General features: G+C 72.9%; 22 protein-coding genes, 1 pseudogene and 1 riboswitch. Of the genes and pseudogenes, 17 read left to right on the top strand and 6 right to left on the bottom strand.

The window, feature by feature from the left end; genetic code table 11:
- Positions 1-17: 17 nt before the first annotated feature.
- Positions 18-395 carry a glycine cleavage system protein GcvH gene (gene gcvH / locus BMY40_RS20635; protein WP_093661811.1) on the bottom strand — a complete coding sequence of 126 codons (378 nt, stop codon included), beginning with the start codon at positions 393-395 and terminating at the stop codon, positions 18-20.
- A 131-nt stretch (positions 396-526) separates the two neighbouring features.
- Positions 527-1,654, bottom strand: a complete 1,128-nt coding sequence (gcvT, locus tag BMY40_RS20630) for a glycine cleavage system aminomethyltransferase GcvT (protein ID WP_093661809.1) — start codon at positions 1,652-1,654, stop codon at positions 527-529.
- 175 nt (positions 1,655-1,829) lie between these two features.
- Positions 1,830-1,939: riboswitch (glycine riboswitch) on the bottom strand.
- 224 nt (positions 1,940-2,163) lie between these two features.
- Between gcvT and BMY40_RS20625 the strand changes: the two genes are divergently transcribed.
- The 12 genes from BMY40_RS20625 to BMY40_RS20570 all read left to right on the top strand — a co-directional run bounded on the left by BMY40_RS20625 (position 2,164) and on the right by BMY40_RS20570 (position 14,665).
- On the top strand, positions 2,164-2,868 hold the full coding sequence (locus BMY40_RS20625; protein WP_093661807.1) for an AAA family ATPase: 705 nt from the start codon (positions 2,164-2,166) through the stop codon (positions 2,866-2,868).
- A 79-nt stretch (positions 2,869-2,947) separates the two neighbouring features.
- A complete protein-coding gene (locus tag BMY40_RS20620) occupies positions 2,948-3,727 on the top strand; it encodes an enhanced serine sensitivity protein SseB (protein ID WP_093661805.1) in 780 nt (259 codons plus the stop codon).
- 189 nt (positions 3,728-3,916) lie between these two features.
- Complete coding sequence (locus BMY40_RS20615) at positions 3,917-4,684, top strand: enhanced serine sensitivity protein SseB C-terminal domain-containing protein (protein ID WP_093661803.1); 768 nt, start codon at positions 3,917-3,919, stop codon at positions 4,682-4,684.
- 283 nt (positions 4,685-4,967) lie between these two features.
- Positions 4,968-6,629 (top strand): ABC transporter substrate-binding protein, encoded by a 1,662-nt coding sequence (locus BMY40_RS20610; protein WP_093661801.1) that lies wholly within the window; start codon positions 4,968-4,970, stop codon positions 6,627-6,629.
- A gap of 90 nt (positions 6,630-6,719) precedes the next feature.
- Positions 6,720-7,724 (top strand): ABC transporter permease, encoded by a 1,005-nt coding sequence (locus BMY40_RS20605; RefSeq protein ID WP_093661799.1) that lies wholly within the window; start codon positions 6,720-6,722, stop codon positions 7,722-7,724.
- Positions 7,724-8,677 carry an ABC transporter permease gene (locus BMY40_RS20600; protein ID WP_093661797.1) on the top strand — a complete coding sequence of 318 codons (954 nt, stop codon included), beginning with the start codon at positions 7,724-7,726 and terminating at the stop codon, positions 8,675-8,677. Before BMY40_RS20605 ends, BMY40_RS20600 begins: the two co-directional genes overlap by 1 nt.
- A 4-nt stretch (positions 8,678-8,681) precedes the next feature.
- Complete coding sequence (locus BMY40_RS20595; protein WP_093661795.1) at positions 8,682-9,830, top strand: ABC transporter ATP-binding protein; 1,149 nt, start codon at positions 8,682-8,684, stop codon at positions 9,828-9,830.
- On the top strand, positions 9,827-10,963 hold the full coding sequence (locus BMY40_RS20590; protein ID WP_093661793.1) for an ABC transporter ATP-binding protein: 1,137 nt from the start codon (positions 9,827-9,829) through the stop codon (positions 10,961-10,963). The genes BMY40_RS20595 and BMY40_RS20590 overlap by 4 nt, the downstream gene beginning before the upstream one ends.
- Before the next feature lie 118 nt (positions 10,964-11,081).
- Positions 11,082-11,747 (top strand): trimeric intracellular cation channel family protein, encoded by a 666-nt coding sequence (locus BMY40_RS20585; protein ID WP_245770215.1) that lies wholly within the window; start codon positions 11,082-11,084, stop codon positions 11,745-11,747.
- A 57-nt stretch (positions 11,748-11,804) separates the two neighbouring features.
- Positions 11,805-12,638, top strand: a complete 834-nt coding sequence (locus BMY40_RS20580; protein WP_093661791.1) for a thioesterase family protein — start codon at positions 11,805-11,807, stop codon at positions 12,636-12,638.
- Positions 12,639-12,906: 268 nt separating this feature from the next.
- Complete coding sequence (locus tag BMY40_RS20575; protein ID WP_093661789.1) at positions 12,907-13,383, top strand: Dps family protein; 477 nt, start codon at positions 12,907-12,909, stop codon at positions 13,381-13,383.
- 112 nt (positions 13,384-13,495) lie between these two features.
- Entirely contained in the window at positions 13,496-14,665 is a 1,170-nt protein-coding gene (locus BMY40_RS20570) for a cysteine desulfurase family protein (RefSeq protein ID WP_093661787.1), read from the top strand.
- A gap of 73 nt (positions 14,666-14,738) precedes the next feature.
- On the opposite strand, the gene BMY40_RS20565 is transcribed toward BMY40_RS20570, so the two are convergent.
- On the bottom strand, positions 14,739-15,371 hold the full coding sequence (locus BMY40_RS20565) for an N-acetylmuramoyl-L-alanine amidase (protein ID WP_245770223.1): 633 nt from the start codon (positions 15,369-15,371) through the stop codon (positions 14,739-14,741).
- Between the two features lie 157 nt (positions 15,372-15,528).
- On the opposite strand from BMY40_RS20565, the gene mnmA reads away from it, so the two are divergent.
- Positions 15,529-16,686, top strand: coding sequence for a tRNA 2-thiouridine(34) synthase MnmA (gene mnmA / locus BMY40_RS20560; RefSeq protein ID WP_093661785.1), 1,158 nt, complete (start codon positions 15,529-15,531; stop codon positions 16,684-16,686).
- A 21-nt stretch (positions 16,687-16,707) separates the two neighbouring features.
- Here mnmA and BMY40_RS20555 read toward each other — a convergent pair whose 3' ends face one another.
- Positions 16,708-17,256, bottom strand: coding sequence for an MOSC domain-containing protein (locus BMY40_RS20555; RefSeq protein ID WP_093662030.1), 549 nt, complete (start codon positions 17,254-17,256; stop codon positions 16,708-16,710).
- Between the two features lie 526 nt (positions 17,257-17,782).
- Between BMY40_RS20555 and BMY40_RS20550 the strand changes: the two genes are divergently transcribed.
- The gene (locus BMY40_RS20550; protein ID WP_093661783.1) at positions 17,783-18,583 is read left to right on the top strand and encodes a hypothetical protein; all 801 of its coding nucleotides are present in this window, start codon (positions 17,783-17,785) and stop codon (positions 18,581-18,583) included.
- A gap of 340 nt (positions 18,584-18,923) precedes the next feature.
- Here BMY40_RS20550 and BMY40_RS20545 read toward each other — a convergent pair whose 3' ends face one another.
- Positions 18,924-19,799, bottom strand: a complete 876-nt coding sequence (locus BMY40_RS20545) for an SDR family oxidoreductase (RefSeq protein ID WP_093661781.1) — start codon at positions 19,797-19,799, stop codon at positions 18,924-18,926.
- Between the two features lie 202 nt (positions 19,800-20,001).
- On the opposite strand from BMY40_RS20545, the gene BMY40_RS20540 reads away from it, so the two are divergent.
- Positions 20,002-20,847: a class I SAM-dependent methyltransferase gene (locus tag BMY40_RS20540; RefSeq protein ID WP_093661779.1), complete on the top strand. Its 846-nt coding sequence runs from the start codon at positions 20,002-20,004 to the stop codon at positions 20,845-20,847.
- A gap of 28 nt (positions 20,848-20,875) precedes the next feature.
- Here the strand turns inward: BMY40_RS20540 and BMY40_RS20535 are convergent, their stop codons facing one another.
- Positions 20,876-22,876: an NAD-binding protein gene (locus BMY40_RS20535; protein ID WP_425443147.1), complete on the bottom strand. Its 2,001-nt coding sequence runs from the start codon at positions 22,874-22,876 to the stop codon at positions 20,876-20,878.
- Between the two features lie 138 nt (positions 22,877-23,014).
- Here BMY40_RS20535 and BMY40_RS20530 point away from each other — a divergent pair, with 138 nt between their 5' ends.
- Positions 23,015-23,950 carry an ABC transporter substrate-binding protein gene (locus BMY40_RS20530; RefSeq protein WP_093661777.1) on the top strand — a complete coding sequence of 312 codons (936 nt, stop codon included), beginning with the start codon at positions 23,015-23,017 and terminating at the stop codon, positions 23,948-23,950.
- Positions 23,951-24,202: 252 nt separating this feature from the next.
- Positions 24,203-24,730, top strand: a pseudogene (locus BMY40_RS28700) (amino acid ABC transporter ATP-binding protein); the annotation flags it as partial.

Genomic DNA, 24,730 nt, shown 5'->3' with positions numbered 1-24,730 from the left:
GGCGGGCGGGCCGCCGCTCACTCGCCGGTGAAGGCGGCGTACTCGTCGGCGGACAGCAGGTCCCCCGGCTCGTCCGCCACCCGGACCTTGAACAGCCAACCGCCCTCGTAGGGGGCGGAGTTCACCAGCGCCGGGTCGTCCACCACGTCCTGGTTGACCTCGGTGACCTCACCGGTGACCGGCGCGTACAGGTCGCTGACCGACTTGGTCGACTCCAGCTCGCCGCAGGGTTCGCCCGCGGTCACCGTGTCGCCGACCTCCGGGAGCTGCACGAAGACGACGTCGCCGAGCGCGTTCGCCGCGTGCTCGGTGATGCCGATCGTCGAGACGCCGTCCTCGGCGGCCGACAGCCACTCGTGCTCCTTGCTGTAGCGCAGCTGCTGGGGGTTGCTCATGGCGTGATTCTCCTGATCAGGGATGCGGTGTGAGAAACGGGTCTTGCCAGGTGGGACGGTGTCCCGGGCGGGTGGTGCGGCTGGTGGTACGGGGGGCGGTACGGCTGGTGGCGCGGGGGCGGCCGGGGCCGTCAGCGTTCGCGCCGGTAGAACGGCAGCGCGACGACCTCGTAGGGCTCATGCGTACCGCGGATGTCCACCGCCACACCCCCGGTGCCCGGGGCGGCGTGGGCGGCGTCCACGTACGCCATGGCGATCGGCCTGCCCAGCGTGGGGGAGGGGGCGCCGGAGGTGACCTCGCCGATCACCGAGCCGTCCGCGCCGACCACCGCGTACCCCGCGCGCGGCACCCGGCGGCCGGCGGCGACCAGGCCGACCAGCTTGCGCGGCGGGTTCTCGACGGCCCGCCCGGCGGCGGCCTCCAGGGCGGTACGGCCGGTGAAGTCGCCGGGCTTGTCGAACTTCACCACGCGGCCGAGCCCGGCGTCGAAGGGGGTGGTGGAGCGGGTCAGCTCGTGCCCGTACAGCGGCATGCCCGCCTCCAGCCGCAGCGTGTCGCGGCAGGACAGCCCGCACGGCACCAGGCCCGCGTCCGCGCCGGCCTCGGTCAGCGCCCGCCACAGCGCCTCCGCGTCGCCCGGGGCGACGAACAGCTCGAAGCCGTCCTCGCCGGTGTAGCCGGTGCGGGCGATCAGCGCCTCCACGCCCGCCACCGTGCCGGGCAGCCCGGCGTAGTACTTCAGGCCGTCGAGGTCGGCGTCGGTGAGCTCGGCCAGGACGGCGGGGGCCTGGGGTCCCTGGACCGCCAGGAGGGCGTAGGCGTCGCGGTCGTCGCGCACGGCGGCGCCCGTGAGACCGGAGCCGTCGAGCCGCTCGGTGAGGGCGTCCAGGACCACCTGGGCGTTGGAGGCGTTGGCGACGACCAGGTACTCCTCCTCGCCCAGCCGGTAGACGATCAGGTCGTCGAGGATGCCGCCGGACTCGTCGCAGATCATGGTGTAGCGCGCCCGGCCCACGGGGACGGCGGACAGATGGCCGACCAGAGCGCGGTCCAGCAGCTCGCCGGCCCGCGGGCCGGTGACGGTGATCTCGCCCATGTGGCTCAGGTCGAACAGGCCGGCGCGGGTGCGCACGGCGTTGTGCTCGTCGCGCTCGCTGCCGTAGCGCAGCGGCATCTCCCAGCCCGCGAAGTCCGTCATGGTCGCGCCCAGGGCGCGGTGCACGGAGTCGAGGGCGGTACGGCGGGGGGAATCACTCATGGTCGGCAAGCTCCCAGGCGAGGTGGCGATGTCGTGCGAGGACGGCGGGAAGGACACGCCCTCCCCATCTGTCATCGGAACCTGAGAGGTTCGCCACGAGTCCGCACGGGCGGGCCACGGCTTGCACCTTGGGTGGGACGGCTCCGCTCGGGGGCCGCCCGCTTTTCAGATCTGCCTCGTCCACACGGTATCGGGGCCTGAGAGATTCAAGGGAGGACTTGCTCCTTCGGCGCCCCGGAAACCGTCGTGACCAGCGTTTTCCGGGAACTCTCCCGTGCGGACTCGATCGGCCGGTATGCAGTTGACACGCTCATCATCGCACGCCCGGCGCACACCGCCCCCGGGCGGGCGCGAAGCCGCGCCGCCACGTCCGGGAGGAGAGGGGTGACGAGACGGGTACGGCGTCGTGACACACCTGGTGAGCGGCCACCTTGTCCGCCGTCATCCTTCTTGACACGCTCTGGGTGACGCCGCGAGCGCGTGGCGCGAAAGCGGGGAGGACGTATCCGGTGAGCAGCCTGGAGAGTGCTTGTACGGCACAGGGCGGGGCGCCGCCCCGGCGCAGGCCCGCGAAGGCGCCGGGGAAGGCGGTGCCGGGGAAGGCCGCGGGCAAGGCGGTGCCCGCGGCGGCGGGGAGAGCGGACGGCCGCGATCTGCGCGGCACCGCGGCGGTCCGGGTCCTGCGCTTCCCCGCGGGCGACCGGGTGGTCGTCTCCGGGCTGCCGGGCAGCGGCAAGTCCACCCTGATCCGCCGCGTGGTCGCCGAGGACGACGCGGTGGTGCGGATCGACTCCCAGGACATGAGGGAGCGCTGGGAGCGGCGGATGCCCGCCCGGCTGCCGTACGCCGTCTACCGCCCCCTGGTGAGGATCGCGCACTACCTCGCGCTGCGGCGGGCCCTGGCCTCGGGGGCCGGTGTGGTGGTGCACGACTGCGGCGCCCAGGGCTGGGTGCGCCGCTGGCTGGCCCTGGACGCGCGGCGGCGCGGGCGGGCCGTGCACCTGCTGCTGCTGGACGTACCGCCCCGGGTGGCGCTGGCCGGGCAGGCGGAGCGGGGGCGCGGGGTGTCGGCGTACGCCTTCGCCCGGCACCGGCGGGCGGTGCGCCGCCTGGTGGCGGACGCGGAGGCCGGACGGCTGCCCCGGGGCTGCGTCGCCTCGGTGCTGCTGGACCGGACGGCGGCGGGGGCGCTGCACGGGGTGGTGTTCGACTGACGCCCGCCGTCCGCGCCCCCGTGGAGGCGGGCGCGGACGACGGACGGACGCACCCGCCCGGTGCCGATAGGGTTTTCCCATGACCATCCCGCAGCAGTACGGACCGGGGCACGGCGGCGGCTGGCCCGGCAACGAGCTGGAGGAGACCCTCGCCGCCTCCCTCGGCGCCCCCGGAGCGGGCGCCCGGCTGCTCGAGGTGCTCGGGCGCAGCAGTCTGTGGGTGCCGCTGCCCGAGGGCGGCGGGCCGACGAGCCCCAATCTGGACCTGCCCACGGTCCAGCTCGACGGAGCGCCCTACGTCCCCGTCTTCAGCTCCGAGCAGCAGTTCCTGCAGTGCGTCGGCTCGCACATGTCCTTCGCCGTCGCGCCCGCGCGGGAGTTCGCCCGCGGCCTGCCGCCGCAGGTGGGCATCGCGGTCAACCCCGAGGGCACCGTCGGCGTCCCCCTGCCCCCGGCCGCCGTGGCCGAACTGTGCCGGGAGGGCGGGGCCGAGGGGATTCCCGGGATGGCGAGCGGCGCCCGGGTCCGGCTCTTCGAGCCCGACTGGCAGGAGGAGCCGGTGGACTTCCTGGCCGCCGCGGCCGGGGAGTTCGCGGTGCTGCCGCAGGTCCGCACCGCGCGCCGAGGCCTGGCCAGCGTCGAGGGCGACCCGCCCGCGCTGTTCGTCGGGGTGGAGCTGGACCTGCTGGACCCGCAGGCCCGTGCGGCGGCGCACGACGCGCTCGGCCGCGCGCTGGGCCGGGAGCCGGTGCGCTGGCCGGTGCAGATGGTGCTGCTGGACGCGGCCCAGGACCCGGTCGTGGACTGGATGCGCCAGTGCGTGCGGCCCTTCTACAACCGCCAGGACCAGCCGTACTGACACCCGGGCCGGACGGTGTCCCGGGCGGCTGTGCCCGGGAGCCGGTCCGGTCGCGGTCCGGGCCTCCGTGTCCGGAGACGGCCGAGTGGTCCGGGCACTGTCGGGTGCGGACCGTAAGCTGGTTGGATGTCGGGGCGGGACGCGCGCGCGGCCCGGTGAGCGAGGACGACGCGAGAAGGGGCGGCCCACGTGAGCGCGGGTGGAAGCGTTGAGCAGCTGCTGCGGCAGGTGGCGCCCGGGCGGTACGACACCTATGAATCGCTGCTGCACGCCCTCGCCTCCGGCCGGGTGTGGATGCTGCTCTGGCACGGCCGGGCCGGATCCCCCGACGCCCAGTACGGGAACATGGAGGTCGCCGGGCACGGCTACGCGCCCTGTGTGACCTCCGAGCAGGAGCTGGCCGCCTCCGGCTGGACCAGGGACCACGAGGTGGTCGGCGGGCGCGAGATCGCCGCCGCCCTCTTCCCCGACCGCTGGGGGCTGTGGCTCAACCCGCACGCGCCCGGTGGCGGCGTCGGCATCCCCTGGCTGGACCTGCGCCGGATCGCGGGCGGGCTGGAGAGGCTGCCGGCCGGACCGCTGCGCATCGGCGAACCGACCGTGGACGTACCCCACTTCTACGCCCAGCTGGTGCACAACGCCCACCGCACGCCCGCCGTGCGCACCCTGCGCCGGGCCTGGGTGCAGCCCGCCCTGGGCGCGCCGCAACTGGTGATCGGGCTCGACCTGTACGACTCCGCGCCGCAGGCGGTGGAGTCGGTGCGGTCGATGATGCAGCAGTCGGTGGCCGCGGTACCGGACGGACTGGCGGTGTCCACGGTGTCGATGTCGGACGAGTACGACCCGGTCGCCATGTGGCTGCGGGCCAACTCCCGCCCGTTCTTCGACCGCGACGCCCACGCCGCCGCCCCCGCGGCGGCCCCCGGGCACGGCTACGGCTACCCCCGCCCCTACTGACGTGGACTCACCGGCCGGACGGACCTGCACCGCGGGGCTCGCCTCGGGGTCTGCGGCGGGGCCGGAGCGGTGGGGTACCGAGGGCCCCGCGGGCGCCGGTCCGCGGCCCGCCGACGGCCGGTTGTTTCGTCCGGTATCCACGCTTTGACCTGCGCTGTCGCCGTTTCGGGCGCCAGGGTCTCAGGTCTATATCACCGACATGCGGACAGTTCACACCGATGGTCGGGGGCAGTACTGTTCGGGCGACCAGCAGTCAAACCGTCACCGACCCCTGAGGTGGAACATGCGAATAACCGGTTCCAGGGTCGTCCAGACGATCGCGGCGACCCTCGCGGTTGGTGTGATCGCCACTGGATGTGCCAGTGAACGAGGCGAGAAGAGCGAGGGTGGGGACACCTTCGTCTTCGGCGCCGCCGGAGACCCGGGCTCTCTGGACCCGGCGCTGGCGAGTGACGGTGAGACGTTCCGGGTCACCCGCCAGGCCTTCGAGGCCCTGATCGAGCACGAGCCGGGCGGCACCGACCTGGTCGGCGGCCTCGCGAAGTCGTGGGAGGCCGACGAGAGCGGCACCGAGTGGACCTTCAAGCTCCAGGAGGGCGTGAAGTTCCACGACGGCGAGAAGCTGACCGCCGAGGCCGTGTGCAAGAACTACGACCACTGGTTCAACTGGACCGGCACGTACCAGAACAGCGCGGTCTCGTACTACTGGCAGACCGTCTTCGGCGGCTTCGCCAAGAACGAGGACAAGGACACGCCCAAGGCCAACTACAAGGGCTGCGAGGCGAAGGACGAGCACACCGCCGTCATCAGCGTCCACGAGCCCTCGGCCAACCTGCCCGGCGGCTTCTCCCTCCAAGCGCTGGCCATCCACTCCCCGAAGGCCATCGACAAGTACAAGGAGCAGGAGGCCACCGGCGAGAACGACGCCATCTCCTACCCCAAGTACAGCCAGGAGGCCGGCACCGTCGCGGGCACCGGCCCCTTCCGGATCACCGAGTGGGACAAGGGCAACAAGGAAGTCACCCTCGAGCGGTTCGACGACTACTGGGGTGAGAAGGCCGGCGTCGAGAAGCTGGTCTTCCGCACCATCGCCGAGGAGTCCGCACGCCGCCAGGCGCTGCAGGCCGGCAACATCCACGGCTACGACCTGGTCGCGCCCTCGGACGTGAAGACCCTGGAGAAGGAAGGCTTCCAGGTCCCGGTCCGCGGTGTGTTCAACATCTTCTACGTGGGCTTCTCGCAGGAGGCGAACAAGGCCCTGGAGAAGAAGGACGTCCGCCAGGCGCTCACCCACGCCATCGACCGCGAGAACGTCGTCAAGACGCAGCTGCCCGAGGGCGGCGTGGCGGCCACCCAGTTCATGCCGGACACCGTCGACGGTTACTCGAAGGACGTCGCCACCTACGAGTTCAGCACCGACAAGGCCAAGGAGCTGCTGAAGAAGGCCGGCGAGGAGAAGCTGAAGGTCACCTTCTGCTACCCGACCGAGGTCACCCGCCCGTACATGCCCGCCCCGGCCGACATGTACGAGCTGATGAAGTCCGACCTGGAGAAGGCCGGCGTCAACGTCGAGCCCAAGCCCATGAAGTGGGCCCCGGACTACCTGGACGCCACCGAGGCCGGTTCGTGCGACCTGCACCTGCTGGGCTGGACCGGTGACTTCAACGACGCCTACAACTTCATCGGCACCTGGTTCTCCGGCTACGACAAGCAGTGGGGCTTCCGCGACGACAAGGTCTTCGACGCTGTGAAGAAGGCCGAGGCCGAGCCGGACGTCGCCAAGCGGGTCGAGCTGTACAAGAAGGCCAACGAGGTGATCATGGACTACATCCCGGGTGTCCCGGTCTCCTCCTCCCCGCCGTCCATCGCGTTCGCCAAGGACGTCAACCCCCCGAAGGTCTCCCCGCTGACGCAGGAGAACTTCGCCGAGGTCTCCTTCAAGTAAAAGCATGACCGCGCGCAGGTCCGCCCGGCCACGGCATCCGAAGTGGCCGGGCGGACCTGCCCATGAGGACCAAGAAAGGGGCATCGCGGGGTGTTGCGTCTCGTCGTACGAAGACTGCTCCAACTGATACCCACCCTGCTGGGCCTGTCGGTTCTGCTGTTCATCTGGCTGAACCGGCTGCCCGGTGGACCCGCCGCGGCCATGCTCGGCGAGCGCGCCACGGCCGCCGACAAGGCACGCATCGAGGCGGCCCTCGGGCTCGACCAGCCCGTGTGGATCCAGTACGGCCGCTTCCTCAAGCGGCTGTCCGAGCTGAACCTGGGGGTCTCCACCCAGACCGGCCAGCCGGTGTGGGACGAGTTCACCCGGGCGTTCCCCGCCACGGTCGAGCTCGGGATCTCGGCCATGATCATCGCCATCGCCGTCGGCGTGCCGCTGGGCTACTTCGCCGCCCGCCGGCGCGGCAGCTGGCTGGACGTCACCGCGGTCTCCGGCTCCCTGGTGGGCATCTGCATCCCGGTGTTCTTCCTGGCCTTCCTGCTCAAGGCGGTCTTCGCCGTCCAGCTCGGCTGGTTCCCCAGCTTCGGCCGCCAGACCACCGGCATCGACGCCACCGAGGTCACCGGCTTCTACGTCCTGGACGGCATCCTCACCGGCGAGTTCGACGCGGCCTGGGACGCGGCGATGCACCTGGTGCTCCCGGCCCTGGCGCTCTCCTCCATCCCGCTGGCCATCATCACCCGCATGACCCGGGCCAGCGTCCTGGAGGTGCTCGGCGAGGACTACGTGCGCACCGCCGAGTCCAAGGGCCTGAGCCGGCAGGTGGTGCGCGGCCGCCACGTGCTGCGCAACGCGCTGCTCCCGGTGGTCACCGCCATCGGTCTGCTCACCGGCGGTCTGCTGTCGGGCGCGGTGCTCACCGAGTCGGTCTTCGCCTTCGGCGGCATCGGCTCGTTCATCAAGACCGCCATCGACGAGCGCGACTACCCGGTCCTGGTGGGCTTCATCATGTTCATCGCGGCTGCGTACGTCGTCATCAACCTGCTGGTTGACCTCGCCTACAGCCTTATCGACCCGAGAGTGCGGGTGCACTGATGAGCACCAAGACCGACAAGATCGACCGGCTCGCCGAGCTCACCGCCTCCACCGAGACCTCCACGGGCGCCAGTCTGTGGGTCGAGGCCTGGCGCAGGCTCAAGGGCAGCAAGATGGCCGTGATCGGCGCGTGCATCATCGGTGCGTTCGTGGTGGTCGCGATCGTGGGCCCGTGGGTCGCCCCGTACAGCCCCACCGCACAGCTGTGGCGCGGCGAGGTCTTCACCAACCAGAACATCTTCGTCGGCCCCCGCGCCGAGAACTGGCTCGGCCTGGACCACCTGGCCCGCGACGAGTTCTCCCGGATGCTGGTGGGAGCCCGCCAGACCCTGCTGGTCGGCATCGTCGCCACGCTGCTGGGCTTCACCATCGGCGCGCTGATCGGCGGCGCCTCGGGCGCCGCCCTGGTGCTGGGCGGCAAGGTCGGCCGCCGGATCGACACCGTCGTGATGCGCGTCATCGACATCATGCTGGCGCTGCCCTCGCTGCTGCTGGCCGTGTCCATCGCGGCGGTCCTGGGCCAGTCCCTGACCACCGTGATGATCGCGGTGGGCGTGGTGCAGATCCCCGTCTTCGCCCGGCTGCTGCGCGGCGCCATGCTGGCGCAGGGCGGCTCGGACTACGTGCTGGCCGCCCGGGCCCTCGGGGTGCGCAAGCGGCGCATCGCGCTCGGCCATGTGCTGCCCAACTCGCTGAGCCCGGTGATCGTCCAGGCCACCCTGAGCCTGGCCACCGCCATCATCGAGGCGGCGGCGCTGTCCTACCTCGGTCTGGGCAACCCCGACGCCGCCGAACCGGAGTGGGGCGTCATGCTGGCCCAGGCGCAGGACTACTTCGACAGCGCACCGATGCTCGCGATCTACCCCGCGCTGGGCATCATCGTCACCGCCCTCGGCTTCACCCTGCTGGGCGAGGCGATGCGGGAAGCCCTCGACCCGAAACTGCGGAGTTGATCACATGGCCCTGCTTTCCGTGGACGAACTGACCGTCACCTTCACCCAGCGCGGCCGGCGCGACGTGAAGGCCGTGTCGGGAGTGTCCTTCGACGTCGACCAGGGCCAGGTTGTCGGCCTGGTCGGGGAGTCGGGCTGCGGCAAATCCGTCACCTCGCTGGCCCTGATGGGGCTGCTGCCCTCCAGGGGCGTGAAGGTCGGCGGCCGGGCCGACTTCGACGGCACCGACCTGCTGACCCTGAGCGGCAGGAGGATGCGGGACCTGCGCGGCTCCCAGCTCGCGATGATCTTCCAGGACCCGCTGTCCTCGCTGAACCCGGTGGTCCCCATCGGGGTCCAGGTCACCGAGATCCTGACCCGGCACCGGAGGCTCAAGGGCGAGGCCGCCCGCAAGGAGGCCGCCTCCCTGCTGGACCGGGTCGGCATCCCCGACCCCGACCGGCGGCTGAAGGAGTACCCGCACCAGCTCTCCGGCGGCATGCGGCAGCGCGCCCTGATCGCCATGGCGGTGGCGTGCGCGCCGCGGCTGCTGATCGCCGACGAGCCGACCACCGCCCTGGACGTGACGATCCAGGCCCAGATCCTGGAACTGCTCAAGGAACTGGTCGACCAGGAGGGCACCGCCCTGCTGATGATCACCCACGACCTGGGCGTGGTCGCGGGCCTGTGCGACCAGGTCAACGTGCTCTACGCGGGCAAGGTGGTGGAGTCCGCCGCGCGGCGCGAGCTGTTCGAGGCGCCGACCCACCCGTACGCCAACGGGCTGCTGGGCTCCATCCCCCGGCTCGACGCGCCGCGCGGCGAGCCGCTGAGGCCGGTGCGCGGCTCCATCAACGACACGATCGCCTGGGAGGACGGCTGCGCCTTCGCCCCCCGGTGCGACCACTACACGCTGGAGTGCCTCCAGGGCACCCCGGTGCTGGGCGAGCCCCGCAAGCCCGGGCACCAGGTGCGGTGCGTCAACCCGGTGCTCTCCGGGGGCGCCGCCGAGCTGCGCCGGTCCGTGCTGCCCGAGCCGGACGAGGTGCCCGGGGCGGACGCCGCCGCCGACGGCACCGGGCCGGAGGGGGACGGGCCGGTGGAGAAGGCCGACCCGGCGGAGAAGGACGCGGTCGAGACGGCCGGCACGGCCGAGAAGGAGGCCGGAGCATGAGCCTGCTCCAACTGAACGGTGTGAAGGTCCACTTCCCGGTGCGGAGGGGCATCCTCTTCGACCGCACGGTCGGCCACGTCTACGCCGTCGACGGGGTCTCGCTCTCCGTCGAGCCGGGCCAGACGTACGGCCTGGTGGGCGAGTCGGGCTGCGGCAAGACCACGCTGGGCCGGGCGGTACTGCGGCTGGTGGACGTCACCGACGGCGAGGTCGTCTTCGACGGCACCGATCTGGCGAAGCTGCCGGACGAGGAGATGCGCCGCTTCCGCCGCCGGCTCCAGATGGTCTTCCAGGACCCGCTGGGCAGCCTCAACCCCCGGCAGAACATCGAGTCGATCCTCTCCGAGGGCATGGAGGCCCACGGCATCGGCGCGAACCAGGCCGAGCGCAGGGAGAGGATCCGCGGGATCCTGGCGAGGGTCGGGCTGCCGGCCAACGCGCTCTCCCGCTATCCGCACGAGTTCTCCGGCGGGCAGCGCCAGCGCATCGGCATCGCCCGGGCGCTGGTCCTGGAACCGGACGTGATCATCTGCGATGAGCCGGTCTCCGCGCTGGACGTCTCCATCCAGGCCCAGGTGATCAACCTGCTGGAGGAGCTCCAGCAGGAGATGGGCCTGACCTACGTGGTCATCGCCCACGACCTGGCCGTGGTGCGGCACATCTCCGACGTCGTCGGTGTGATGTACCTGGGCTCGCTGGTGGAGGAGGCGCCCAGCGACACGCTGTACGCCGAGCCCCGGCACCCGTACACCCGGGCGCTGATGTCCGCCGTGCCGGTGCCCGATCCGGAGGTCGAGGACAACCGCGAGCGCATCCTGCTCACCGGCGACCTGCCCTCCCCGGCGAACCCGCCGGCGGGCTGCCGCTTCCACACCCGCTGCCCGTGGAAGCAGGAGACGCGCTGTGCGACCGACCGCCCCGAACTGCGGGACCTGGGCGGCGGGCACCGGGTGGCCTGCCACTGGGCCGAGGAGATCGCCGACGGCCGGATCAGCCCCACGCACAACGCGGCCCAGGTGGTCCACGGCGGGCACACCGAGCCGGCCGAGCCGGCCGGGAGCGCCGAGAGCACCGGGGCGGCCGCTGCCGTGAACACGGGGAAGACGGAGAAGGCCGCGACCGCGGCCGAGTGAGCCGTACACCCCACTCTCCCGGCCCCTCGGGCGCCGTGTCCCCCCGCACCGCCCGCCTCCGCCCCATGAGCGCGGAGGCGGGCGGTGCGGCGTACGCGGCACCTGTTACAACCGGGGGGTGGATCTGTTCACCCCCTCCGTCCAGCACTGGCTCGACCTGGCCGGGATCTTCGTCTTCGCCGTCTCCGGCGCGCTGCTCGCCGTCCGCAAGAACTTCGACGTCGTCGGCATGGCGCTGCTCGCCTCGGTCACCGGGCTGGGCGGCGGGCTCTTCCGGGACCTGGTGATCGGGGCGGTGCCCCCGGCCGCCTTCACCGACCTCGGCTACCTGCTGACCCCGCTGGCCGCCACGGTGCTGGTCTTCTTCCTCCATCCGCAGGTGGAGCGGATCAACCGGGCGGTGATGGTCTTCGACGCGGCCGGGCTCGGCCTGTTCTGCGTCACCGGCACGGTCAAGGCGCACGCCTACGGGCTCGGCCTGACCGCTTCGGTCGTCATGGGGCTGGCCACGGCGGCGGGTGGCGGCGTGCTGCGCGACGTCCTGGCCAACGAGGTCCCCTCGCTGCTGCGCTGGGACCGCGAGGTCTACGCGGTGCCGGCCGTCGTCGGGGCGACGGCGGTGGCACTGCTGATCAAGGCCGGGGAGCTGAACGGGGTGACCAGCGGCGCGGCGGCCGCCCTCGCCTTCGTCCTGCGGCTGCTGGCCCTGCGCTACAACTGGCGCGCGCCGAGGGCCTGGCACCGCCGCAGCCAGCGGACCGAGGGGAGCGAGGAGGAGGCGTGAGGGGCCTGTCGAGACCTGGCTACTAGCCGGTAATAAAAGCCTGTACCGTGTACTGCCATGACCGAGGCAACCATCGGTACCAGCGCGTTCGATCGCGACACGGCCGTCACCGCACAGGGAGAGGGCGTCTACGGCGCCGACCTCTCCGCCCAGTGGACCATCGGGCACGCCGTCAACGGCGGCTACCTGCTGGCCCTGCTCGGCCGCGCCCTCGGCGACGCACTGCCGCACCCCGACCCCTTCACCATCACCGCGCACTACCTCACCGCCTCCCGGCCCGGCCCGGCGACCGTGCGCACCACCGCCGTGCGCGCCGGCCGCACCCTGTCCACCGGCGCCGCCTCCCTCCTCCAGCGGGACGAGGACGGGCGGGAGGTCGAGCGCATCCGCGTGCTGGCGAGCTACGGGGACCTGGCCGCGCTGCCCGACGACGTCCGCACCAGCGCCAAGCCGCCGCAGATCCCGCCGTACGAGAGCTGCCTCGGGGCCAGGGACGGCATGGACCCGTCCGCCGTTCCGCCCATCACCCACCAGATCGACCTGCGCCTGGATCCGGCCACCGTCGGCTGGGCGGTCGGCGCGCCCAGCGGGCGCGGCGAGATGCGCGGCTGGTTCGGGCTGGCCGACGGCCGCGACCACGACCCCCTCTCCCTGCTGCTGGCCGTGGACGCCCTGCCGCCCACCGCCTTCGAGCTGGGCCTGTCGGGCTGGGTCCCGACGGTGGAGCTGACCGTCCACGTCCGCCGGCGCCCGGCCCCCGGGCCGGTGCGGGTGGCCGTCACCACCCGCAACCTGGCCGGCGGCTTCCTGGAGGAGGACGCCGACGTCTGGGACAGCGAGGACCGGCTCGTCGCCCAGTCCCGCCAGCTCGCCCGCGCCCTGCCGGCCTGAGCGCGGTCCCGGACCCGGCCGCGGCCCTGGCCCCCTCCGCGGAGGGGGCCAGGGCCGCGGCCGCATGCGGAGGGCGGCGCGGGGCACACGTAACGACGTCGCCCGAGTGCCCCGGCACCCGCTGTGACCGGCGTGAACGCGGTGCGCGACCGGGTGGGCGGGGCCGGTGGCGCGGGAGTGGCGAAGCCCTTCACGGGTAGCCTGAAAAGGGACGAAAAACGCCAGACGCGACAAATCTCCCCGTGAGAGAAGTGAAGGTGGTCAACGGATGTACGCCGTGAAGAGCACACTGCCCGACCAGGACCTCAAGGTCGTCGGAGAGGCGCTGCAGGGCGCACTGGTGGACCTGGTCGATCTGTCGCTGGTGGCCAAGCAGGTCCACTGGACCGTGATCGGGCCGCGGTTCCGCTCCATCCACCTCCAGCTCGACGAGGTCGTGGAGACCGCGCGCACCTACTCCGACACCGTCGCCGAACGCGCCGCGGCCCTGGGCCTGGCCCCCGACGGCCGTGCCTCCGCACTCGCCTCCGGCAGCGCCATCACCGGAGTGGAGAGCGGCTGGCACCAGGACGACAAGGCCGTCGAGGTCATGGTCGGCGCACTGGCCTCCGTGGTGAACCGGATGCGCGAGCGCATGGACGCCACGGAGAAGCCGGACCCGGTGACCCAGGACATCCTCATCTCGATCATCGCCGACCTCGAGAAGCACCACTGGATGTTCCAGGCCGAACACAAGGTCGACTGAGGGGCGCCCGCCCGCCCCGCGGCGTCCGGGGCGGGGCTCCGGAGCGAGGACCGGCCGTCTGGCCGGTCCTCGCTCCCGTCCCGGCCCGGGCGGCTCGTAGAATCGGTTAACCATGGCCTACCTTGACCACGCCGCCACCACCCCGATGCTTCCGGAGGCGGTGCAGGCGATGACCGCCCAGCTCGGCCTCGTCGGCAACGCCTCCTCCCTCCACGCGGCGGGGCGGCGGGCCCGGCGCACGGTGGAGGAGGGGCGCGAGGCCCTCGCCGCCGCCCTCGGCGCCCGGCCGAGCGAGGTGGTCCTCACCTCCGGCGGCACCGAGGCCGACAACCTCGCCGTCAAGGGCCTGTACTGGGCCCGGCGCGCGGCCGATCCCGTCCGCACCCGCGTCCTGGCCAGCCCCGTGGAGCACCACGCGGTCCTCGACGCGGTCCACTGGCTCGCCGACCACGAGGGCGCCCGGGTGGAGTGGCTGCCGGTCGACCCCCTGGGGCGGGTCCACCCCGAGGCGCTGCGCGAGGCGGTCGAGCGCAGGCCCGAGGACGTCGCCCTGATCACCGTGATGTGGGCCAACAACGAGATCGGCACCCTCCAGCCCACGGCCGAACTGGCGGCGGTGGCGGCCGAGTTCGACATCCCGATGCACGCGGACGCCGTCCAGGCCGTCGGCCAGGTGCCGGTGGACTTCACCGCCTCCGGACTGGCCGCGATGACGGTCAGCGGCCACAAGATCGGCGGCCCGTACGGCGTCGGCGCGCTGCTGCTGGGCCGGCAGTGGGCCCCCACACCGCTGCTGCACGGCGGCGGCCAGGAGCGCGACGTGCGCTCCGGCACCCTCGACGTACCCGCCGTCGCCGCCTTCGCGGTCGCCGCGCGGCTGGCGGCCGAGCGGCGCGAGGAGTTCGCCCGCGAGGTCGGCGCCCTGCGGGACGCGCTGGTGGCGGCCGTGACCGAGGCCGTGCCGGACGCGGTCCTGGGCGGCGACCCCGACCCGGCCGGGCGGCTGCCCGCCAACGCGCACTTCTCCTTCCCCGGCTGCGAGGGCGACTCGCTGCTGCTCCTGCTGGACGCCCAGGGCATCGAGTGCTCCACCGGATCGGCCTGCACCGCCGGCATCGCCCAGCCCAGCCACGTCCTGCTGGCCACGGGCACCGACCCGGAGCTGGCCCGGGGCACCCTGCGCTTCTCGCTGGGCCACACCTCCACCAAGGCGGACGTGGACGCGGTGGCCGCCGCCATCGGCCCGGCCGTGGAGCGCGCCCGCGGCGCCGGTCTGTCGTAGGCCGCTCCCGGCCGCCGGCCCGCCCCCGGCGGCGGCCTGCTCACGATCTGTTCAGGGCCTGCTCAAGGCCCGCTCACGCCTTGCGGACCGGAACGTCCCGCACCATCCGCATGTACCGGTCCCAGTCCCAGTGCGGCCCGGGGTCGGTGTGGTCGGTGCCGGGCACCTCGACATGGCCGATGATGTGCTCACGGTCCCGGGGCAGGCCGTACCGGTCGCATATCCCGGCCGTCAGCGCCGCCGACGCCCGGTAGGTGGCGTCGGTGATCGTCTCCGGACGGTCCACGAAGCCCTCGTGCTCGATGCCGACGCTGCGCTCGTTGTACTCGCGGTTGCCCGCGTGGTACGCCACGTCCAGCTCCCGCACCATCTGCGTCACCTTCCCGTCGGAGGTGCGCACCACGTAGTGGGTCGCGGCGCGGTGGGACGGGTCCTGGAAGACCTTCAGGGCCACCGGGTAGGGGCCCTGGATGACGTGGATCACCACCCGGTCGACGGTGTAGTCGTAGGGCCGGTCGGCCCGCCGCCAGTTCGCCTCGGACGCCGGCAGCCAGTCCGCGCCCGGATGGTCCACCTCGCCCTCGGTGCGCGGCCGGTCCACGCCCGGCACCCTCCACCACGTCCGGGCCACCTCGTCGCGGGCCGCGTACCCGAGGGCGCCCAGCCCCGCCGCGACACCGCCGACGAGCAGGGCGCGGCGGCCGATCGAGGGCCGGGAGGTGCGGTCCGTGCCGTCCGTTCCGTCCGCCCGGCGGCTCCTGCGGTGGTCCGGGGCGTTTCTCTCGTTCACAGACCGCACAACGCCCGGGAACGCCCGTACGGTTCCGCCGGGCCGCGCACGGCCCCGTACCCTGGAGGGCGCTATGACTGACACGACCGGTGCGCCCAGCCCCGCCCCCCGCCTCCGCGTCCTCGCCGCCATGTCCGGCGGCGTGGACTCCGCCGTCGCCGCCGCCCGCGCGGTGGAGGCGGGCCACGACGTCACCGGCGTCCACCTCGCCCTCTCGGCGAACCCGCAGTCCTTCCGCACCGGCGCCCGCGGCTGCTGCACGATCGAGGACTCCCGCGACGCCCGCCGCGCCGCCGACGTCATCGGCATCCCCTTCTACGTGTGGGACCTGGCCGAGCGCTTCCGCCAGGACGTGGTGGAGGACTTCGTCGCCGAGTACGAGGCCGGCCGCACCCCCAACCCCTGCCTGCGCTGCAACGAGAAGATCAAGTTCGCCGCGCTGCTGGACAAGGCCCTGGCACTGGGCTTCGACGCGGTGTGCACCGGCCACTACGCCACCGTCGTCGTCCGCGAGGACGGCACCCGCGAGCTGCACCGCGCCACCGACATGGCCAAGGACCAGAGCTATGTGCTGGGCGTGCTGGACGAGCGGCAGCTCGCCCACGCCATGTTCCCCCTCGGCGACACCGCCACCACCAAGGACGAGATCCGCGCCGAGGCCGAGCGCCGGGGCCTGGCGGTGGCGAAGAAGCCCGACAGCCACGACATCTGCTTCATCGCAGACGGCGACACCCAGGGCTTCCTGGCGAAGCACCTGGGCACCGCCGAGGGCGACATCCTCGACGAGGACGGCAACAAGCTCGGCACCCACTCCGGCGCGTACGGCTTCACCGTCGGCCAGCGCAAGGGCCTGCGCATCGGCCACCCCGCCCCCGACGGCAAGCCGCGCTACGTACTGGACATCTCCCCGGTGGACAACACCGTCACCGTCGGCCCGGCCTCCGCGCTGGACGTGGTCGCCCTCAGGGCGATCCGCCCCCGCTGGTGCGGCACCCCGCCCACCGGGCCGGGCGCGTACACCGCCCAGCTGCGCGCCCACGGCGGCGAGACGCCGGTCACCGCCGAGCTCGTCGGCGGTCCGGACGGCGACGAGCTGCGCGTCGCCTTCACCGAGCCGGTGCGCGGCGTCGCCCCGGGCCAGGCGATCGTCCTCTACGACGGCACCCGCGTGGTCGGCTCGGCCACCATCGCCGCCACCGAGCGCCGCGGCGCGGCGGCCGTCACCCGGTAACCCGGGGCTGCCGGACGGGCGTCAGACCTTCTCCAGCGGGCGGTGCGGGCCGTCCGGCAGCTCGACCCCGATCGCGTCGCCGGGGCGGACCACGCCGCCCGCCCGCACGACGCCCATGATCCCGGCCCTGCGCACCACGTTCCCGTCCTCGTCGCGGCCGACGACCCGCTTGAGCAGGCCCCGCTGGAAGCCGTCGATCTGGGGGCACGGGTTGCGCAGGCCGGTGACCTCGACGACGGCCTCGGCGCCGATGCGCAGCAGCGTGCCGGTGGGCAGGCCGAGCAGGTCGAGGCCGCGGGTGGTGATGTTCTCGCCCAGCTCGCCGGGCTTCACGGTGAAGCCCGCCTCGCCGACCTCGGCGAACAGCTCCTCGTGGATGAGGTGCACCTGCCGGAGGTTCGGCTGGGTGGGGTCCTTGGCGACGCGGGAGCGGTGCTTGACCGTCCGTCCGGCGTGTGCGTCCCCCTCCACCCCGAGCCCGGCCAGCAGCGTGACGCTCTCCCGGTTCGGCTTGCCGAAGGAGTGCTCACTGCTGCTGCTGACCGCGACCACGGTCCCTGTCCCGCTCATGGAGCGGCCCCCCTTCACCGGTGGCGTGTCCCGCCCGGGAGCCTAGCCCGGGCGGCTCTAAGGGAGTAGGTGGCCGAAGGTTCCGGCCTTCGCGCCCCGCAGGAGGGCGCGGAAGGCGGCGCGGTCGGTGGTGAGGACGCGGCCGGGCGCACTGGCACGGGGGAGGGGAGTCCAGGTTTCCCGGGACCGGGCTGAAGGGACACAAGGACGAGCACACGGCCCTGCACCGGCCCAGCGCGCTCTTCCTCACCGTCGCCGCCGCCCTCGGCCCTCCCCGGTTGTCCCTCCCGCACCGCCGGTTCCCGGACAGCCTGTGGACGGCCGACCGTTCCTGTCCGGCACTCGGCCCTCCTCCCGGGCCGAGTGCGGCCGCCGCTTCCCGCGGCCGCGCCGAGGGGAGGGCCGCCCCGGGGGATCTACAGTTTCCGCAGCGGGCGGTCGGCCCGCGCGCAGGCATTCGACTCAGGGGTGGGGATTGATCACTTCGATATCGACCGGTGCTCCGCAACGGCACAGAACCTCGGCCGTGCGGCGCGCGGCCGCCGCAGCGGTGGCCGGGAGCACGGCGCTGGTGGGCGTGGGGCTCACGGCGCCGGCCGCGCACGCGGCCGACAGCGACATCTCGTTCTCGAACGTCGTGCTCAACAACGGCAAGCCCATCGTCGTCGGCATCAGCGCCGAGGTCGAGGCCCCGTTGACGTACACGGTGAAGAGCAACGTCACGCTCGACAGCTGGTGGGTCGAGGCGTACCGGGGCACCTACGGGACCAACGAGTATCTGCTCGCGAACTCCACGATCCGGTGGAGCTGCAGTCAGTCCTCCGCGGGTGGCTACACCTTTCGCGACTGCGACGAGACGATGATCATCGACCCGGACGACATGCCGGGCGGCAACGGCAACAAGCTCGTCAACAGTGACGCCACCGACTGGAGGACCCTCGGCACGGCCATCAAGAAGGGCGGCGGTTACGACACCGACCTGCTCTCCGCGACGGTCCGCCTCCAGCGCGCCTCGCGCATCCGGAACATGAACGCCTCCCCCGAGCCCGTCGCCAAGGGCAAGCCCATCACCGTCACCGGCACCGTGCAGCGCGCCAACTGGAGTCTGCACCGCTACGACAACTACGGCGGCCGACTGGTGAAGCTGCAGTTCAGGCCCGCCGGTTCCAGCACCTACACCACGGTCAAGTCGGTGACCGCCAGCAGTACCGGCTACCTGAAGACGACGGTGACCGCCTCCCAGGACGGCACCTGGCGCTGGCGCTACAGCGGCAACACCACGACCGGCGCCAGCAACTCCTCCGGTGACTACGTGGACGTGAACTAGTGCCGCATCAGGCGACGTCCGCCCTGTCGTGATGTGACCCGCCGTCCCGGTCCCGTCCTGGGCGGCGCGGCCGTCAGGTGGCTTCGGGCAGATGTCCGAGCCGGGCTGTGACGGTTCTCCGGGAGCCGGACCGCATGCGGAGGGCGGTTCCGTGAACGACCGCGGAACGGGGAGCCGGTCCGGTTCCGCCCGGGACGGCCTGACCGCCGGGGCGGCTTCCCGGCCTCGGGCGGGCCCGTCGGACCGGGCGGCGAGACCGTCCGGTCCGAACTGCTCCGGGGCGGACCACCGCACCCGTCCGCCCTGGTGCCCGCCGCCTGACAGGGCGGCGGGCGACGGGTCAGGTCCCGAGGAGCGCGGCGAGGGTGTCGCGCAGCGGGGTGGTGGGGCGGCCGATGAGGCGGGAGAGGTCGCCGGGGGTGTCGCCGAGGTGGCCCGCGGCGATGGCGGCGTCGGTCCCGGCGAGGAACCGGGCCGTCTCCTCGGGCAGCCCGGCGCCGGTGAGCGCCTTGGCGTATCCGTCCGCCGACAGGTCGCGGTAGACGACCTCGGTGCCGGTCAGGTCGGTGAGGACGGCGGCGAATTCGGCCATGGTCCAGGCAGTGTCGCCGGACAGCTCGTACACGGCGTTCGTGTGGGCCCCGTGGCCGTCGGTTCCCTCGTCGGCCAGGACGGCGGCGGCCGCCGCCGCGTAGTCGGCGCGGGAGGCGGACGCGATCCGGCCGTCTCCGGCGGCCCCGGCGATCACCCCGGTCCTCAGGCCCTGGCGGGCGGCCTGCTCGTAGTTCTCCGTGTACCAGCCGTTGCGCAGCAGGCAGTGGGGCAGGCCGGAGTCGCGCAGGTACTCCTCGGTGTCGCGGTGCTCGGGCGCCACGGGGACGGTGGTGGTGTCGGCGTGCAGGACGCTGGTGTAGGCCAGCAGCTCCGCCCCGGCCTCCCCGGCGGCGTCGATGACGGTCCGGTGCTGCGGGACGCGGCGGCCGACCTCGCTGCCGGAGACCAGCAGCACCCGCCGGGCGTCCTCGAACGCGGCGGCCAGGGTGCCGGGCCGGTCGTAGTCGGCCTCCCGCACCCGTACGCCCCGCCGGGCGAGGTCGGCGGCCTTCTCCGGCGAGCGCACGGCTGCGACGACCCGGGACGCGGGCACGCCGCGCTCCAGGAGGGCCTCGACGGTGAGACGGCCGAGCTGTCCGGCGGCTCCGGTGACGACGATCATGGTGTGCTTCCTTGCCGGGGGAGAGGGCCTGGAGCGGGCGGGTACCACGCCTCCCCGGCCTCCATGCCTTCCCCGGCCCGCCGGGCGGGGGCTTACCCGGGGCGCCCGGCGGGCACCCGATCGGATCAGCCGGAGGGTGCGGCGAGGGCGCCGCGCCCATACTGACGCCACCGGCCCGACCCCGAGCGACGCGGAGGTCTCCATGGGAACCAAGACCCCATTCGACTCCAGGCTCTCCCGGAACCGCGCCACCCTCGCCCACAAGGTGCGCTACGCGATCGGCCATCCCGAACGCGTCCCCGCCCATCTGCGCCGGGCCGCCCGGGACGCCTGGCTGCGGGCGAAGTACCGCGACGACCACATCGGGTACTACCGGGCCGTGATGGCCTCCGACGCCGCCCGCAGCCCGGAGGCGGCGGTCGGCGGCAGGCCGTCGTACGAGCGCTGGCTGGCCATCGGGCGGATGCAGTTCGACTACCTGCTGGAACACGGGCTGAAGCCGGACGACCGGATGCTGGAGATCGGCTGCGGCAACCTGCGGGCCGGCCGGCTGTTCATCGACCATCTCCGGCCCGGCCACTACTACGGGATCGACATATCGCCCCACATCCTGATCGAGGCCAAGCGGACCGTCGTGCGCTACGGGCTCCAGGACAAGCTGCCCCACCTGGCGATCGCCGACGACCTGACCTTCGACTTCCTGCCCGAGGGGCACTTCACGGTCGTCCACGCCCACAGCGTCTTCTCCCACTCCCCGCTGGACGTCATCGACCAGTGCCTGGAGAACGTGGGACGGATCCTCGCCCCGGGCGGCTTCTTCGACTTCACCTTCGACCGCACCGAGGGCCGCGAGCACCACGTGCTGCGCGAGGACTTCTACTACCGCACCGAGACGCTGACCGACCTCGCCGCCAGCCACGGCCTGACGGCGCGTCTCATGGACGACTGGGAGCGGCTCCCGCACGGCCAGTCCAAGATCCGCGTCACCCTTCCGGCACCGGACCGGGCGGTGGCGGGCGGGACGGAACCGGAGCGCAGTCCCGTGTAGCGCGCGCCGGGGCGGACGGCGGCGCGGTTCACGGCGCCGGGGCCGGGCTGTCCGCCCCGGCGCCGCCCGCGCCGCCCGCATCCGCCCCACTCGCGCCCGCCCCGCGCGGATCCTCGCCGGAGAGCAGGACGCCCAGGCCCTCGCGGGTGGCGGCCACCACCACGCGGTCGCCCGCCGTCATCAGGTAGCCGTCGTGCAGCCGCCAGGCGAGGTCGCCGGTGAGGGTGTAGGTGCGGGCGCCGGAGGTGAGGGAGCCCAGATCGGCGCGGCGGCGGTCGGGCGGGGCGGTGTCCAGGGCCAGGATCCGCCAGGAGCCGGGGCGGGACGCCTCGCCGACGGTGCGGCCCTCCAGCAGCCGGTTGCCCGTCACCGACACCGCGGCGAAGACCAGCACCCGGCGGCCGACGGGGATGGCCCCCAGCACCTGGCGGCCCATCATGGCCCCGGCGAAGGCCGGGGCCGCCAGCGCGGAGACGCTGCGGCTGCGGGTCTGCGCGCCGGGATAGGTGTCGCGCAGCGTGCGGTAGACGGTGGCGGCGAACTCGTCGTCGAACAGGCGCATCACCACCCGCAGGCCGGGGTTGACCTGGCGGGCGTAGAGCGTGGCCTCCAGGTTGGTGCCGCTGTCGCTGGTCAGTGCCAGCAGGGCGCGGCTGCGCGCTATCCCCGCCTCCTCCAGCACTCCGCCCTCGGTGACGTCGGCGACCAGGGTCGGCACCCGGCGCGCGCGGGCGGTGGCGATGCCGCGGGCCTCGTCGTCGCGCTCGATGCACACCACGGGGATGCCCAGCTCCAGCAGCTGGTCCAGCACACGGGTGCCGACCTTGCCCAGGCCCAGCAGGACGACGTGCTTCTCGATGCCGTGCGGCGGTGGCGGCAGGGTGGCCGCCCGGCGGAAGGTGCCGTAGCTCTCCAGCACGACGGCGACCATCAGCGGCAGCAGCGCGGTGCCCGCCAGCCCGCCCAGCAGTTGCAGGACCTGCTCCCCGGTGCTGCCCTCCAGTTCGGGCTCGTTGATGGACATGACGTTGAGCAGGGTGATGTAGGCGGCGTGCAGCGGCGTCTCGCGGGTGACGTACCAGTTGGCGGCGGCGAGCAGCACGACCACCGCGGTGAGCCCGAGCAGGGCGGCCCGCAGCTTCCGGGAGAAGAAGCTGCCCACCGGTAACCGCGGTACGCGGGGAGCGGGGGTGCCGGCCCGGTCGGGGCGGCGGGTGATCGCCTCCAGGACGACGGTGCCGCGCTCGTCCGGCAGCCCTTCCAGCTCGCGCGGGTCGGGCAGCAGTACGGGGCCGTCGTGGTCCTCGGGGTCGGTGTAGACGTCGCCCTCGTCGGAGTCCGGGGAGTCGGGCAGCAGGGCCAGGGTGCACAGCGGGTCGCGGCGGTCGGCGGTGCCCACGGTGCGCTCCTTGGCCCGCAGCAGCAGCCCGCCGGCGTGGATCACCTTGCTGGTGCCGACCACGGCCGCCGCCACCATGGAGGGGGCGGCGGTGTCCGCGTCGGACAGGACGGTGGTGGAGGCGTCCACGGCCCTCTGGTCCAGGCCGGGGACGCGGGCGGCGATGGTCCGGTCGAGCAGGTCCTCCAGATAGCTGCCCAGGGTCCGGTTGAACATCCGGATGACCAGGCGCAGTTCGGGGTTGATGCGGCGGGCCCGCAGCGCGGTGTGGATGTTGAGCTGGTCGTCGCCGGAGGTCAGCGCCAGCGCGGCGGCGTGCTCGATGCCCGCCTCCCGCAGTGCCTCGTCGTCGGGCGCCTGCGCCTCCACCGCCCGTACGTCCAGGCACCGGTCGCCGACCAGCGCGGCGATCTGCGGGCCCTGGTCGCCGCCGCGCAGCGAGGGCAGGACGACGGTGACCTTCTGGCCGTAGACGGAGGCGAGTTCGCGCACCAGCCGCTGGGACAGGGAGTTGTCGCCACACACGACCATGTGGCCGGCCAGGCCGGCCGGTTCGCTCCGGCGCCCGCCCTGCGGAGGGACGGCCGGCCCCGGCGCGGGGGGAGGGGGCGGAGGGGACGAGGTGGCCATGACACCTCATTCGACCACGTCCGGCGGCCGCCTGGGGAACCCGGCTTCACAGATTCGTTATGGATATTACTTTTATTCATCGAATCGAAGTCTGTGTAACATCTGTTACCTCATTCGAGGGCGCCGAGGGGACCATCCATGCGTAGATCACTGGCGCTCGGCGCCGCCGTGCTGTGCGGGGCATCGCTGACCGCCTGCGGCGGTGACGCCGAACCGGCGACCGCGGAAGGCACCCGGTCGGCGAAGGTCGCGGGCGTCACCGTCGAGACCGACCCGGAGCTGCACGACAGACTCCCCGAGCAGATCAGGAAGGCGGGGAAGGTCCGCGTCGCCTCCGACGTGCCCTATCCGCCCTTCGAGATGTTCGAGAAGGAGGGCGGCACGCGGATCACCGGCCTCGACTACGACCTGGGCCAGGCGCTCGGCGCCAGGCTCGGCGTCGAGTTCGCCTTCACGCCCCAGAAGTTCGACGGCATCGTCCCGGCGATCCAGGCGGGCAAGTACGACGTGGCCATCTCCGCCATGACCGACAACAAGCAGCGCCAGAAGGTGCTCGACTTCGTCGACTACTCCGTCTCCGGCACCGGCATCCTCGTGCGCGAGGGCAACCCGGAGAAGATCCGCACCGCACTGGACCTGTGCGGGCTGCGGGTCGCCGCCCAGGCCGCCACCAACCAGGCCGACTTCGTCGGGGAACTCGGACCGAAGTGCGCGAAGGCCGGCAAGGGGAAGATCGACCTCCAGACCTACCCCAAGGACTCCGACACCCAGCTCGCGCTCAGCAGCGGCAAGGCCGACGCCGCCGTCATCACCAAGCCCGCCGCCGGATACATCGCCAAGACCGCCGGCGACGGCTCCACCTTCGACCTGGTCGACGACCCCGAGGCGAAGGGCGGTTACAACGCCTCGCCCAACGGCATCGCCGTCAGCAAGAGGCTGCCGGAACTGACCGACGCCATCCAGGCCGCCCTCCAGCAGCTCATCGACGACGGCACCTACGGGAAGATCCTCGACAAGTACGGCGTCCGCTCCATCGGTGTGGAGAAGGCCACCAAGAACGCGGCGGTGGACTGACATGGCCTCCTCCACCGCGGTCACCGCCCACCACCACGACCCGCCGGCGCAGCGGGGCGTCCAGGAGCTGCGGACCGTGCCCGTACGCCACTGGGGCCGCTGGGCGGCCGCCGCCGCCGCGCTCACCGCGGGCGGCGGCACCCTGTGGTCGCTGGCGAAGAACCCCAACCTCGACTGGCCCACCGTCGGCGACTACCTGCTGCACGACCTGGTGTTCAGCGGACTGTGGACCACCGTGTGGCTGACGGTGGCCTCAACCACCTGGAACGGGTGGGCGGCGGCAGCCTCACCGTGGACGGGGAGCGGATCGGATACCGGCGCCGCGGCTCGGTGCTCCACGAGCTCAAGGAGCGCGAGGTCGCCGCCCAGCGCCGCGACATCGGCATGGTCTTCCAGCGCTTCAACCTCTTCCCGCACATGACCGCGGTGGAGAACGTCATGGAGGCGCCCGTCCAGGTCAAGGGCGAGTCCAGGGCGGCGGCCCGGGAGCGGGCCCTGAAGCTGCTGGACCGCGTCGGACTGGGCAACCGGACCGGCAACTACCCCTCCCAGCTCTCCGGCGGCCAGCAGCAGCGCGTGGCCATCGCCCGCGCGCTGGCGATGGAGCCCAAGCTGATGCTCTTCGACGAGCCCACCTCCGCGCTCGACCCGGAGCTGGTCGGCGAGGTGCTGGACGTCATGCGCGGGCTGGCCGAGGACGGCATGACGATGATCGTCGTCACCCACGAGATGGGCTTCGCCCGGGAGGTCGGCGACTCGCTGGTCTTCATGGACGACGGC

It is taken from the genome of Streptomyces radiopugnans, assembly GCF_900110735.1.
Lineage (GTDB): Bacteria > Actinomycetota > Actinomycetes > Streptomycetales > Streptomycetaceae > Streptomyces > Streptomyces radiopugnans.
This window is presented reverse-complemented; position numbering and strand designations above follow the sequence as displayed.